This is a genomic window from Roseibium sp. MMSF_3544, assembly GCF_030732845.1.
Classification (GTDB): Bacteria; Pseudomonadota; Alphaproteobacteria; order Rhizobiales; family Stappiaceae; genus Roseibium.
This window is the reverse complement of the sequence record NZ_JASHKA010000010.1, coordinates 132,700-145,942: the sequence shown is the minus strand read 5'-3', so window position 1 is coordinate 145,942 and position 13,243 is coordinate 132,700. Positions and strand designations below refer to the sequence as shown.

The 13,243-nt window shown below is 58.6% G+C and carries 15 protein-coding genes and 1 other RNA gene; 1 reads left to right on the top strand and 15 read right to left on the bottom strand.

Annotated elements, in window-relative coordinates; translation table 11 throughout:
• Positions 1–137: 137 nt before the first annotated feature.
• From tolB to ruvC, 10 genes are all read right to left on the bottom strand, one after another.
• Positions 138–1,421, bottom strand: a complete 1,284-nt coding sequence (gene tolB, locus RBB47_RS16185) for a Tol-Pal system beta propeller repeat protein TolB (protein ID WP_305986978.1) — start codon at positions 1,419–1,421, stop codon at positions 138–140.
• A gap of 110 nt (positions 1,422–1,531) precedes the next feature.
• On the bottom strand, positions 1,532–2,476 hold the full coding sequence (locus RBB47_RS16180) for a cell envelope integrity protein TolA (protein WP_305986886.1): 945 nt from the start codon (positions 2,474–2,476) through the stop codon (positions 1,532–1,534).
• A gap of 6 nt (positions 2,477–2,482) precedes the next feature.
• A complete protein-coding gene (gene tolR / locus RBB47_RS16175; RefSeq protein WP_305986885.1) occupies positions 2,483–2,935 on the bottom strand; it encodes a protein TolR in 453 nt (150 codons plus the stop codon).
• A 3-nt stretch (positions 2,936–2,938) separates the two neighbouring features.
• The gene (gene tolQ / locus RBB47_RS16170) at positions 2,939–3,646 is read right to left on the bottom strand and encodes a protein TolQ (RefSeq protein ID WP_305986884.1); all 708 of its coding nucleotides are present in this window, start codon (positions 3,644–3,646) and stop codon (positions 2,939–2,941) included.
• 264 nt (positions 3,647–3,910) lie between these two features.
• Positions 3,911–4,366 (bottom strand): tol-pal system-associated acyl-CoA thioesterase, encoded by a 456-nt coding sequence (gene ybgC / locus RBB47_RS16165; protein WP_305986883.1) that lies wholly within the window; start codon positions 4,364–4,366, stop codon positions 3,911–3,913.
• 80 nt (positions 4,367–4,446) lie between these two features.
• Positions 4,447–6,501 (bottom strand): methyl-accepting chemotaxis protein, encoded by a 2,055-nt coding sequence (locus tag RBB47_RS16160; protein WP_305986882.1) that lies wholly within the window; start codon positions 6,499–6,501, stop codon positions 4,447–4,449.
• A gap of 173 nt (positions 6,502–6,674) precedes the next feature.
• Positions 6,675–7,715: a Holliday junction branch migration DNA helicase RuvB gene (gene ruvB / locus RBB47_RS16155; RefSeq protein ID WP_305986881.1), complete on the bottom strand. Its 1,041-nt coding sequence runs from the start codon at positions 7,713–7,715 to the stop codon at positions 6,675–6,677.
• On the bottom strand, positions 7,705–7,950 hold the full coding sequence (locus RBB47_RS16150; protein ID WP_305986880.1) for an endonuclease: 246 nt from the start codon (positions 7,948–7,950) through the stop codon (positions 7,705–7,707). Before RBB47_RS16150 ends, ruvB begins: the two co-directional genes overlap by 11 nt.
• Positions 7,947–8,564: a Holliday junction branch migration protein RuvA gene (gene ruvA, locus RBB47_RS16145; RefSeq protein WP_305986879.1), complete on the bottom strand. Its 618-nt coding sequence runs from the start codon at positions 8,562–8,564 to the stop codon at positions 7,947–7,949. Before ruvA ends, RBB47_RS16150 begins: the two co-directional genes overlap by 4 nt.
• A complete protein-coding gene (gene ruvC, locus RBB47_RS16140) occupies positions 8,561–9,076 on the bottom strand; it encodes a crossover junction endodeoxyribonuclease RuvC (protein ID WP_305986878.1) in 516 nt (171 codons plus the stop codon). The genes ruvA and ruvC overlap by 4 nt, the downstream gene beginning before the upstream one ends.
• A gap of 179 nt (positions 9,077–9,255) precedes the next feature.
• Here ruvC and RBB47_RS16135 point away from each other — a divergent pair, with 179 nt between their 5' ends.
• Positions 9,256–10,017, top strand: a complete 762-nt coding sequence (locus tag RBB47_RS16135; protein ID WP_305986877.1) for a sulfite exporter TauE/SafE family protein — start codon at positions 9,256–9,258, stop codon at positions 10,015–10,017.
• Here the strand turns inward: RBB47_RS16135 and RBB47_RS16130 are convergent.
• The 5 genes from RBB47_RS16130 to ssrS all read right to left on the bottom strand — a co-directional run bounded on the left by RBB47_RS16130 (position 10,006) and on the right by ssrS (position 13,147).
• Entirely contained in the window at positions 10,006–10,215 is a 210-nt protein-coding gene (locus RBB47_RS16130) for a hypothetical protein (RefSeq protein ID WP_305986876.1), read from the bottom strand. The two genes, RBB47_RS16135 and RBB47_RS16130, sit on opposite strands and share 12 nt — an antisense overlap.
• Positions 10,216–10,669: 454 nt before the next feature.
• Positions 10,670–11,416, bottom strand: coding sequence for a YebC/PmpR family DNA-binding transcriptional regulator (locus RBB47_RS16125; protein WP_305986875.1), 747 nt, complete (start codon positions 11,414–11,416; stop codon positions 10,670–10,672).
• Positions 11,417–11,518: 102 nt separating this feature from the next.
• Entirely contained in the window at positions 11,519–12,349 is an 831-nt protein-coding gene (locus RBB47_RS16120; protein WP_305986874.1) for a TIGR00282 family metallophosphoesterase, read from the bottom strand.
• Positions 12,350–12,363: 14 nt separating this feature from the next.
• Positions 12,364–12,942, bottom strand: a complete 579-nt coding sequence (locus tag RBB47_RS16115) for a 5-formyltetrahydrofolate cyclo-ligase (RefSeq protein ID WP_305986873.1) — start codon at positions 12,940–12,942, stop codon at positions 12,364–12,366.
• 50 nt (positions 12,943–12,992) lie between these two features.
• Positions 12,993–13,147, bottom strand: a non-coding RNA gene (gene ssrS / locus RBB47_RS16110) — 6S RNA.
• Positions 13,148–13,243 lie beyond the last annotated feature (96 nt).

Below are 13,243 nucleotides of genomic sequence, written 5' to 3'. Positions count from 1 at the left end.
TCCTAATCCCCAGTCCGCCAACCCGACATTCGCTGTTAGGTAAACGCTTTCTAGCCAAACCTGGTTAAAGGGCTCTTTTCAAACCTGGTTAACGAAATATGAAAGCGCCAAAAAGTCGGCGGACTCTCCAGTGTTTTTTAGTTAATGAGCGGCGACCAGGACGGGTCCGACGCAAATGCGGGCGTGTCAACGCGCTGCTCGTTATAGCCGGTCAGGTCCACCGTCCAGACTTGCGGACCGCCATTGGCGCCCGGTGTATCACGGAAAAACACCAAAACTCGGCCATTCGGCGACCAGGCCGGGCCTTCGTTGTGATACCCCTCCGTCAGGATACGCTCGCCTTTCCCGTCAGGCTTCATCACACCGATCATGAACCGGCCCTGATGCTGCTTGGTGAATGCGATCAAATCCCCGCGAGGTGACCAGACGGGCGTTGAATATCTGCCCGGACCGAAAGAAATACGCCGTGCTTCGCCGCCATTTGCGCTCATGACATAAAGCTGCTGGCTGCCGCCGCGGTCCGATTCGAACACAATCTGGCGTCCGTCCGGCGAAAAGGACGGACTGGTATCGATTGCCGCCCCATTGGTCAGGCGTGTCGTCCGGCGGGATCTCAGGTCCATCTTGAAGATGTTGGCATTGCCGCCCTGCTGCAGGCTCATGACCACGCTCTGGCCGTCTGGCGAAAAGCGGGGGGCAAACGTCATTCCCGGGAAGTTGCCGACAATCTCGCGCTGACCGGTTTCAATGTTCAGCAGATAGACGCTCGGATCCGTACCACCATAGGACATGTAGGTGATTTCCTGGCTGGTCGGCGAAAACCTTGGTGTCAGCACCAGATCGTCGCCGCGCGTCAGGTAGCGCACATTGGCTCCGTCCTGGTCCATGATCGCGAGCCGCTTCACGCGTTTGTCCTTGGTGCCGGTCTCGTCAACGAAGACAATGCGCGTATCGAAGTAGCCCTTTTCGCCGGTCAGGCGTTCGTAGATGGCATCTGCGATGATGTGAGCGAGCCTGCGCCAGTTTTCCGGCGTTGTGTAGAATTGCTGACCGAGCATCTGTTCCTGGGCGAAGACATCCCAAAGACGGAACTCGGCGCGCAACCGGCCGTCGGGTTGCTTGATCACGGTGCCCGTAACCAGCGCCTGGGCACTGATCTGACGCCAGTCGCCGAAGCGCGGCGTCGAGTTCACGCTCATGTTTTTCTGGATGAAGCTTGCCGGATCGAGCGGATTGAAAAGGCCGGAGCGCCTCAGATCTGAGGCGATCACGCCGGTCATGTCCGCGGCAAGCTTGCTGTCGCCACCTTCTGCGGAAAACGAGGGAAGCGCGATCGGCAGCGGTTCGATATTGCCCTGGGTGATGTCGATTTCAACAAGCGCCAAAGCAGGACGGGGAGCGAGAACAGCGGCTATGGTCATAAGAACGGCCAGCCCGCAGGACTTCAGACCTGTCGGGACGAAATGCGTTTTTAGTGTTCCAAGCATGAGCGCTCAGCTCCTTTGTCGACAGTGTCCACGATGGGACCGAACTAGCCCCCAAGCATCTCGCGGGGATCGAAATTGATGATCACTTCCTGCCAAGCTTCATACTTAGCAATTGGCAGAGAATATGGCTGACACCGCATTACGGCACGAACAGCACTGCTTGAGGCCGCTCCGAAGGCGGGATTTCCACTGGAATTCAAAACGTCGGGACCACCGGAGACCTGACCGTTCTCGGACAGGTTGAACCGCACGCGTACTTTCAGGTCTTCCGCCCCGACCGCGCCGACCGGCGGGTTCCAGCATTGGGCGACCTGCGATCTGAGCGCATCGAGCTCCGATTGGCTGAGGCGCACATTCTGGGCCCCCTGCCGCGACCCCAGAGACGCGGGCTCCTGCGAAGCATTGCCCTGCTGCTGCGCTGGTTCGACTTTGTTGAGCAGCGCGGCGATGTCGGTGGAATTGAAGTCATCCTGCGGCGGCTCTGGCGCTCTTTGAGGCGGTTTCGGTTTTGACCGGGGCGTCGCGCTGGTCACGATCGGCTGCGGCGCAGGTGCCGCTTCCTGCTGGGGAGCAGGTTCCGGTGCCGGCTCAGGCTCCGCAGCTGGTGTCGGCTCAGGCGCCGGGACCGGTTCGGGCGCCGGTGCGGGTTCAGGTTCTGCGGCCTGTTCCGGTTCGGGGGCCGGAGGCGGCTCCGGAGCAGGTGACGGCGTTGGCGGCGTTGGCTGTTCGACCTGGCTTTCGCCTGGCTTGTCGACAGGTTGCGGCGGCTCTTCGGCTTCGCTCTCGCTCGGCTCAACGGCAGCCACTTCACGCACCTCAGCAGTTCTTTCTCCCAGCCGGAGCTGCGTGAACTCTTCAACCGGCACCAAATCCACCGGCAGAGACTCCACTTGCGGCACAGAAAAACTCTCCGCGTCCGGAAAGGCGATCAGGCCCCAGACCAGAATAGCCGAATGACCGGCCAAAGACGCGATGAGACCTGCGCGCATGACGCGTTACGAGTCCCGTTCTTCCAGAGTGACAAGTCCTAAGCGTTTGAAGCCGGCTGCATTGATCCGGCCCATGAGTTTCATCATTGTGCCATAGTCGGCATCCTGGTCGCCACGCACGTAAATGCGCTCTTCGTAGCCGTTTGCTGCAATTGCTTCGAGCTTCGGCACGACCTCTTCGATCGCGATCGGCGTATCCTGAATGAAGATTTCTCCCGTGGAATTGACCGAGATGGTTATCGGTTCAGTGTCTCCCTCAAGGGCCTTGGCCTGCGTTTCCGGCAGATCAATCGGCACGCCGACTGTCAGCAACGGTGCGGCCACCATGAAAATGATAAGGAGAACGAGCATGACGTCGACAAAGGGCGTCACGTTGATTTCGGTCATCAGAACAGTCCGGCGCCGACGCCGCGAGCGCCGTCCGCCTCCTGCGTCCCCGGACCCGACTTGCATGCCCATGGTTCAGGCCCTCTCGTCGATCTGGCGGGAGAGGATTGCCGAGAACTCGTCGGCAAACCCTTCCATGCGGGCAACAGCCTTGCCGACATCTGAGGCGAACTTGTTATAGGCTATCACCGCCGGGATCGCGGCCAGGAGGCCGAGCGCCGTTGCAAACAGCGCCTCGGCAATACCAGGCGCGACGACGGCAAGGTTCGTGCTTTCCGAAGCCGCAATCGCCTGAAACGCGGTCATGATGCCCCAGACCGTGCCGAACAGTCCGATGAAGGGTGCGGCGGAGCCGACCGTAGCCAGGATCAGGAGCCGGCTTTCAAGCCGCTCCGCTTCCCGCTGAATAGTGACGTCCATGACGCGGTCGATACGTTGCTGCAGAGAGCCGACAGCCGGCCGCGGACCTTCGTGACTGCGCTTCCACTCCCGCATGGCAGCAACGAAGAGTGCCGCCATGGAGTGGTTCACGCGGTTGTGCAAGGTCCCATATAGCTCTTCGAGCGACTGCCCGGACCAGAACACCGTCTCGAAACGGCTCATCTGCCGGCGCGTGCGGCCGATCAGCATGACTTTGTCGACAATGATCGCCCAGCACCACACGGATGCTACAAGCAGACCGACCATGACGATCTTGACGACGATGTGCGCTTGCCAGAACAGCGCAAAGAAAGACAGATCGCCGTGCGGCGCTTCCAATGTCGATTGGACAAGTGTTTCCATAAATTCAATGACCCCTTGGCCGTCTGGCGATGGTGTGCTTCCAGGTCTCCGGAGACCGCATCGTCAGTCCGGAATCAATACGCCAGCATCAAAAGCCAGCCGCCTCTCTGACGTTTGAATTTGTCAAAACTGGGACTTTGCCGAGCAAAGCAAGCCCTTCTTAAAAGGAATCAATTAAGGTTACTGCAAGATTAACGCAGAATACGTTTTGCAATGATTTACGAAGAACTCGCGATCACAAAAGACCGACCGCTGACAAACCATTCATTCGTCTGGCAATTCGCTCGGCGCATGCTGTGCGAGTTTTTCCGCCAGATTGACCGGTAGGCGGGTCGGCCTGCCCTCCTGGGTAATAACCGCGACCGTGACCGCTGCGGACACCAGGAGCTCTTCTCCCCTGTAGACAAGCTGGTCGAGCTTGACGCGCGCACCCTTGAATTCCGAAAGGCTCGTGTGAACTTCGAGAACATCGTCGATCCGTGCCGGTTTCTGGAAATCGAGCGTCATTCCCCTGACGGCAAAGGCAAGCCCGCCTTTGGCAAGTTCCTTGTGGTGAATGCCGATCAGGCGCAGAAAGTCGGATCGGGCCCGCTCGAAGAACCGCACATAGGCACCGTGATAGACGATCCCGGTGAAATCGGTGTCTTCGTAATAAACGCGCACAGGCAGCACATGACCGCCCTCTTCCAGGCGTCCCGACAGATCCGGCCAATCAGTCACGGTTTCATCCTCGTAATCGAAAAAGACAAAGGCCCTCCGGTCTTCTGACCGGAAGGCCTCTCGCTTACCTAGGTTCTGTCTTAGGCGGCCGCAACCTCTGACAGGAATTTCTCGACCGACGCCCGCAGGTGTTCGGCCTGCTGCTTCATCTCGATCGTCGCCGTCAGCATGTCGCCGACTGCAGCAGAGTTCTCTGCAACACCTTCATTGAGCGATGCGACTGTAGACGCGACGCTGCGTGTTCCGTCGGCAGCTTCTGCGACATTGCGCGAAATCTCGCTGGTCGCCGACCCCTGCTGCTGAACCGCATCGGAGATGGTCATCGTGTAGGAATTGACTTCCTCAACCGATTCCGACACACGGCCGATCTCGTCGACAGCCTCTGACGTGGAGGCCTGAATGGCGGCAATCTGCGCAGAAATTTCTTCCGTTGCCTTCGCCGTCTGACCGGCCAGCGATTTGACTTCCGAGGCAACGACCGCAAATCCCTTGCCGGCATCGCCTGCGCGCGCCGCCTCGATCGTTGCGTTAAGGGCAAGCAGGTTGGTCTGTTCCGCAATTTCCGAGATCAGCGAAACAACATCGCCGATCTTGTTGGCCGCCTCTGCGAGGCCGGAAATCTTGGAGTTCGAACTTTGCGCGGCAGCCGTGGTCTGTTCGACGATGGAGGCCGTGGTCTCGACCTGGCGCGAGATTTCCGAAATCGAAGCATTCAACTCTTCGGTTGCCGATGCGACGGCCTGAACGTTCGAAGACGCGTTTTCCGATGTCGTGACCGCGGTTTGTCCATGCTCGGAAGCGGACGCCGACCGGTCGTTCAAGGCCGACGAAACGTCCTCGACGCGCGCAATATTGGTTTCCACCAGTTCCAGAACCGACTGTGATTCGGCACGGAAGTCCGCAATCAGGGAATCGATAAGCTTTTCCCTCTCCTCGCGGGCGATATGTCCCACCTTTCGTTCGGAAGCCAGACGCTCCCGTTCGATGGAATTGTCCTTGAAGACCTCGATGCACTTGGCGAGACGGCCAATCTCGTCCTGCCTTTCCGTTGCCTCGACAGCAACTTCCAGATCGCCGTCTGCGATCTTGCGCGCGGCAACCGCCAAGCATTCCATCGGGGCAAACATTCGCCTAGTAATCCACCAAATCAGGCCGACGATCGGCACCAGGCACAAAAAGCCGGAAATGATTGCCCCATAGGTGATCCGGTCTGCAGCAGCCGACAATTCCGTCTGCTTCACCGCTTCGACCACACCGTAAGGTGTGTTCTCGAAGGTGTTTTTTGCTTCCGCGAACCGGTAATCGCTGCCTTCGAGTTCAATCAGGCGGTCGCCCGCGCCAATATCCGCCATGGAATGATTTGCGGCTGCGCGGCCCATATCATCCAGTTGCAGCAGTTTGCCTTCGGCATCGACGAGAAAGATCTGCTCGCTTTCGCCGATACCGGTCGGTTCGTTCAAAAGAATGGCAAGTTGCTGCATGTCCGCGGAAAACGCCACAGCTCCAAAAAACCGGTCCAGATAGAAAACCGGTGCGGCAAGCACGAGGGCGACAGATCCATCCTCGCTGACCACAAAACCGGAGGAATAGATCTGACCGGCTGCAAGCGTTTCGGCCTTGGCCGCCTCAAACAACTTGCCCATGGCCAATTGAACGGGATTGCCTTTGATGCCTTCGTCTTCGACATGAAAGGCGAATTCCGGGCCCTTGCGATAGGTATAGGTGATGAAGCCGTCGGGATTGGCCAGGGCTGCATCCGAAAACAGGCCTTGGCTGATCACGTCCTCGTAGACCGGATGAACAACCTTGTGATTGTTCACGTAATAGTTGGACTCTTCCGGTTCCACCAGCAGATGCAGTTCGTGCGGCAGATTCGGATTGTCATCGACGTAGATCCTGCGGAGGGTTTCCTTCTGATCTTTCTTCAGGTTTTTCCAGCCGACAAGCGTCTTCATCAGGCTGTCCTTGGCCTCTTCGAGAGAGACAAAGAACTTGGCGCTGTAGGTGACCTGGTCCAGCGCCAGCTCAAGAACCTTTTGCTTCGACTTGGTCGCGGCTTGCAGGCTGCTGTCAGCCTGTCCGTTCGCAACGTCACGAGAAAGTGTGGATGTTACTGTTACAATTGCCACGCACATTGTTAGTGCGCCGGCCAAGAACATAAGAGCCAGTTTGGATGAAAGCCGCTTACGCATAGTGTCCCCCGCAAATTTGTAGGGACAATACGAGGGGATTCGCCAATAAATGCTTAACCACAACTCCTGCGACATGGATAAAAATAACAATGCAATGACGTTATCCCGACAGGAAACTATTCGGGATCGGTAAAAAGACCCATTTGGGAGATGTCTGGCCTTTCCGGCGCCTGGAGCCCGAGATGTGCGAAGGCTGTTGGCGTCAGGATTCGTCCACGAGGCGTGCGCTGTAAAAAGCCGTTCTGGATCAGGTAGGGTTCGACGATTTCCTCAATCGCGTCCCTCGGTTCTGAGAGCGCAGCAGCAATGGTTTCGATCCCGACAGGGCCTCCACCAAAATTGACGGCGATCTGCCGGAGATAGCGGCGATCGAGACCGTCAAGTCCGGCCCCGTCCACTTCCAGCTGCAACAGAGCGCGGTCGGCAAGTTTCCGATCGACCTGTGCGATTCCTTCGACAACGGCGAAGTCACGCACTCTTCGCAACAAACGGCCCGCGATCCGCGGCGTTCCGCGCGAGCGCTTGGCAATTTCGTGTGCGCCATCTTCAGCTATGCCAATCTGGAGAATGGCGGCACCGCGCTTGACGATGTGTTCCAGCTCTTCGACCGTGTAAAACTGTAGCCGGACGGGAATACCGAAGCGATCCCGCAACGGCGTGGTCAAAAGTCCGAGACGCGTGGTGGCAGCCACCAGAGTGAACTTGGCAAGGTCGATCTTGACCGACCGCGCAGCCGGTCCCTCGCCGATGATCAGATCGAGCTGGTAGTCTTCCATCGCCGGATAAAGAACTTCCTCGACCGCCGGATTGAGACGATGAATTTCGTCGATGAACAGGACATCCCGTTCTTCCAGATTGGTAAGCAGCGCCGCAAGGTCACCCGCCTTGGCGATCACCGGTCCGGAGGTTGCCCGGAAGTTGACCCCAAGCTCGCGCGCCATGATCTGGGCGAGCGTCGTCTTGCCGAGGCCCGGCGGGCCGACGAACAGCACATGGTCCAGCGCCTCGCCACGCGCCTTTGCCGCTCCGATGAACACCTTCAGATTGGCACGCGCCTGGGCCTGTCCGACGAAATCGTCGAGCGTCTGGGGCCGCATCGTGCTGTCGATCTCATCACCGCGTATTTCCGGCGTCACGATACGGGTTTCATCCGACATGGCTGACAACTACAAAAAGGAGAACGATAAGCGCCAGCGAATAGGCAACCCGAAGCGCATAGAATTTCCGGAACTGACTGCGCACGAACGGATCGTCCGTCTCGATCCGGCGGCCTTTCATTGCAAATTGCCGGTCTCCAACCGATTGCGAAAAACGGTGGTCGAGATACATGATCCCGCCAATGCCGAGCGTCACGAAGACGATCGCAATTACCGCGTATGTGAACGCAATCATCCAGCCAGTTCCTTCAAGCCCAGACGGATCAGTGTCTCGGTCGAGGCATCTTCGCCGGCCGATTGCATGGCCTTGGCGACAGCCGCGCTCGCTTGTGCCTGTGCATAGCCCAGATTTGTCAGCGCGGAAACAGCTTCTGCGACCGGACGGGCGGCAACATTTTCCGAAACGCTTTGCGAGACGGCGATCGTTCCCTGGTCGACGCTTGCCAGCGACGGCGCTTTGTCCTTGAGTTCGGTGAGAATGCGTTCAGCAACCCGTTTGCCGACGCCCGGCGCCCTTGAAATCGTTGCCTTGTCACCGAGAGCAATTGCGTTGGCAACTTCGCTCGCCTTCAAGATGCCGAGAATACCCAGCGCGACCTTCGCGCCGACGCCTTGAACCGTCATCAGGATACGGAACCACTCGCGTTCGGCCTCATGGCCGAAGCCGTAGAGCCTGATCATGTCCTCGCGGACGATCGTTTCGATGAACAAGACCGCGGCTTCGCCCGGTCGTGGCAGCCCCTGCAGAATGCGGGACGGACAGTGGACCTGATAGCCGACGCCGTGCACGTCGAGAATCACGTGATCCTCGCCAAAGCTGTCGATCGTTCCCTTGAGCTTGCCGATCATGCGGCCCCCTGTGCCGCAAGGCGCGCGGCGGTGCTTGCGCGGTGCTGCGCGTGACAGATGGCAATGGCAAGCGCATCTGCCGCATCGTCGGAATTGAAGGTTGCCCGCGGCATCAGGACCTTCACCATCGCCCGGATCTGCTCCTTTTCCGCGTGGCCCGTGCCGACAACGGTTTTCTTGACCAGGTTGGGCGCATATTCCGCAACGGGCAGCCCAGCAAGCGATGGCACGAGGAGAGCTATGCCCCGTGCCTGGCCAAGCTTCAGGGTTGCGCCTGCATCCTTGTTGACGAAGGTGTGCTCAACCGCCGCTTCCATCGGCTGGTGTTCGTGAACGACGGCGCGCAAGCCCTCATGCAGATCGACAAGGCGCTCCGCCAGGCTTTTCTTGTTGTCGGAGGTGACCGTTCCGGAGGCAATGAAGGAAAGCCGGTTTCCGGCCGCCTCGATCATGCCCCAGCCGGTGCGCCGCAGGCCCGGGTCAATGCCAAGCAATCGAATCGCATGTGTCATGGAACAAATCGGTAACAAAACTTCGCCATTGACGCCAGCCAAAGCGCAGCTTACCACCGCAATGCCTGTCCAAAACCTGCCCGGCTCGCGCGATCCCCGAAAGTTCGGCGCGGGGACCTGGGAGCAAACAGCAAAGTCAGGCTCACGCCTGCCGCAGCATATTCCGTTGGCGAGACTTCATGTTTGACATTTTCAGTTCCTTTGCTCCCGGCGTGTTGTTGTTTCTGGCCGTTGCCCTTTTCATCGCCGGTTGTGTCAGAGGATTTTCAGGCTTTGGTGCCGGCATGATTTTCATTCCGGTCGCGACCAGCCTCATCCTTCCCGCAACTGCGGCGGCAACATTCTTGTTCATCGACAGCATCGTCACGCTGCCGCTGCTGATCAGGGCCGTGCGGCAGTGCAATTGGTCGACGGTTCTGCCGGCCGTGTTCGGATCGGTGATCTTTGTGCACCTGGGAGCCTGGCTGCTGGCAAGCACCGATATTCTTGTTCTGCGATGGATCATCTTCGCGATTGTGACCTGCCTGTTGCTTCTGCTGATATCCGGCTGGCGTTATCAAAAGCAGCCTCCGGCGGCGATCTCCTTCGCAACCGGGGGAGTTTCGGGCGTTCTGGGCGGCATCTCGCAGGTCTCAGCGCCGCCGGTCGTCGCCATGTGGCTGTCCAGTTCGAGCGACCCGGCAGTGGTCAGGGCCAACTTGATCGTCTTTTTCGCGCTTGCGAGTGTTGGAACCTTCTTTGCCTATTTTTTGAATGGCTTTTTCACGATCGAGGTCTTCCACCTTCTGATCATTGCAGTCCCGGTCTATGCACTGGCGATCTTTTCGGGCGCACGCGGGTTCAAAAACGCAAATCCAGGGCACTACAGAAAGGTTGCGTATGCACTGATCGCGGTTGCAGCCCTCACCAGCATGCCGGCACTTGACCCGCTATTCCGCTAAATCCTTCTGCGATCGGACTTTCTCGCTCCACTTGGCGCATTTCTCGCCCATGAGCCTGTTCAGCTCGGCTTCAAATTCCGCCTGGCTTTCGGAGGCGTGCGCCAGCACACTGAGCGCAACAATCGCAGCATCAACGGCTTCCTCGCGCACGTCGGCGAGCGAATGGTTCTTGTAGGCGCTCCCCGGCGCCTTGGTCACCGACAGCACCGCCTGGGCAAGTTCACCTGCTTCCTCGGACAGTTTCAGCGCCCGTTCAGCGAGCGCTTTCGGGTCCGCACGCGTCAGTTCGTAGATTCCGAACCCTTTGTCCTCCTGAAGTCACCCGCTGAGAAGGGAAACCAGATTTATTTGCAATCCCAATGTCATACCGGCCGTGCGCGGCGAAAAGCCAGGACCAGCCCGCCTCAAGGCATCCTTGTGCGGTTTTGTGAAACGCTAAAGATCCTGCCCATTCCGGTTAGCTCTAACAACGAGCGGGCCCCGGGTCTCCCTTTGGTCGCCCGGAGTGACACCGTCATGCGCAAAAACATCATCATTTTAAACGCACGCATGCAAGATCGGGTCACCTCATTGAGTTGATGACAATCGAGCTTTCAGTTCTCAAAACAAAACCCCGGCATTGCCGGGGTCTTGGATACGCAATCCTGAAACGTCAGGACGCGAGCGCTTCCATGGTTTCATCGTCAACGTCGAAATTCGAATAGACGTTCTGCACGTCGTCATCGTCTTCCAGCATGTCGATCAGTTTCATCAGCGTCTGAGCCTTGTCCGCATCAACCGGCGTCAAGTTCTGCGGCTTCCAGATGATCTTGGTGGAGTCCGCTTCTCCCAGGGCTTCTTCCAGAGCCTTTGCAACGTCGTTGAGGTCCTCGAAAGCGGCGTAGATCGTATGGCCGCTGTCGTCGGACTGAACATCTTCAGCACCTGCCTCGATGGCGGCTTCCAGAACTTCTTCAGCTTCACCGGCTTCGGGCTTGTAGATAATCTCGCCGACCCGGTCGAACATGAATGAAACCGACCCGGTTTCGCCGAGCGACCCGCCGCACTTGGTGAAATAGGAGCGAATGTTGGAGGCCGAGCGGTTGCGGTTGTCGGTCAAAGCCTCCACGACAACAGCAACGCCTGCCGGGCCATAACCTTCGTACCGGATCTCTTCGTAGTTGTCGCCGTCACCTGTCTGGGACTTGTTGATGGCCCGCTGGATGTTGTCCTTCGGCATGGACTGGGCCTTGGCGTTCTGGACAGCCAGTCTCAGTCGCGGGTTTGAATCCGGGTCTGGATCGCCCATCTTCGCGGCAACGGTAATTTCCTTGGAAAGCTTGGAGAACATCTTCGAGCGGGCTGCGTCCTGACGGCCCTTGCGGTGCATGATGTTCTTGAATTTTGAATGGCCTGCCATGGCTCTTCCCGGTTTTTTTGCAGATGCTCTGGATGAAAACTGCGCCGCTTATAGGCAAATTGACTGCGAAAATCCAGCTTGGCGGCCCAAGCCTGAAAAAGATCAGCCAGCCGATGCGAAGAACGGCGGAAGGACCGGTTCCAGACGACCACCGATCCGAAGCGGGGCAATGCGTTCAGCCAGTCCCGTGCGATCGTCCGTTTCAATCGCGACGCCGCAAATGGTGGCAACGCCCGACGCGGGTGTGAAACGGGACCCCGGGATCTTGCGCTGAAAACGGTTCACCGGCTCTTCTTTGTCCATCCCCAAAACGCTGTCATAGGACCCGCACATGCCGGCGTCCGACATATAGGCGGTTCCCTGCTCCAGGATCTGGTAATCAGCCGTCGGTACATGGGTATGGGTTCCAACGACCAGGCTTACACGCCCGTCGAGAAAGTGCCCCATCGCCTGTTTCTCGCTGGTGGCTTCCGCATGCATATCGACAACGATCGCATCGGCAACTTCTCCAAGAGGGCAATCGCCGACAACCTTGTCGATCGCTGCAAACGGGTCGTCCAACGCGTCCATGAAGACTCGTCCCATCACGTTGGCAACCATCACCTGGGCACCGTTGCGGGCGGTATAAAGATGCGCACCGCGGCCTGGCGTCCCGACCGGGTAGTTCACCGGCCGAAGCAGCCGGTCCTGGCGCTCGATATAGACCAGGGTATCCCGTTGGTCCCAGACATGGTTTCCGGTCGTGACAACGTCCGCCCCGGCATCAAGGATGTTCTGCAGGATCGCCTCGGTAATGCCGAAGCCTGAAGCCGCGTTTTCACCGTTGACAATCACGAAATCGAGTTGATTGGCTTCCACCAGATCCGGCAGCTGCTCGATGACGGCGCTACGGCCGGTACGGCCGACCAGATCGCCAAGAAACAAAATACGCATACACCCTCACCTGATCAGCCGAACGATCTGAAGCCCTGTTCGGTCAAAATTCCATGCAAAGGTTTGTCATGCGCTTCTGTGGGCACGCGGTCAACCTCCTGAACGGAAAAGGCAACGCCTATGCAAAGCAGCGGCGCTGATGCTTCGAGCGCCGCGATCGTGGTGTCGTAAAAGGCCCGGCCGTATCCGATACGGTTCCCGCTTGCGTCGAACCCTGCAAGCGGCATCAGAAGGACGTCGGGGCGCAACTCCTGTGCCTGCGGGCCCGGTTCCCGGCAACCGAAGCCGGCCTCGACGAGTTCCGTGTCCCGTTCGAGACTTCTGAAAATCAGGCTGGGTCCGGTCATGACCGGCAGGCTCAGCCTGTGCCCCTTCTGGCGCAGCGTGTCCAGAAGCGGCCTGGGATCGATCTCGTCGCGGATCGGCCAGAACCCGGCGACGATCGCCCCTTCCGGCAACGGCAAGGTGTGGCTGTGATCGACCAGCTGCAAGCTCTTTTCGATGCGCTCGATGTCGCTCATCGCCTTTCTGCGCGCAAGCACCTGCTTGCGTAGAGCGTCTTTCTTGGCGGCAAAGGTGGAAACGTCTGTCATGGGCTCTCAAAATCTCAACATCACGCCCGGATGCTCCCCTTTGAGGGGCGAGCGCAGCCGTCCGACCGTTGGAATCGCAATCCCGGGAAACCTACAAAGTAGGTGGGCGCCGTATGCAACGGACCACGGCCCAGCGCAGGGACAGCTCCCGAAGGAATGCTTAAGGCCCCGGGGATAATTTTCCTGACGTATCGGACAGCCGCAATTACCGCATATAGCCCCGCGCTCCGGCAATTACCAGAGCGTCGTCAATTTCATCACAAACGAAATTCTGCTTGTTGCCCGGCCCGTTGGCGCTTCG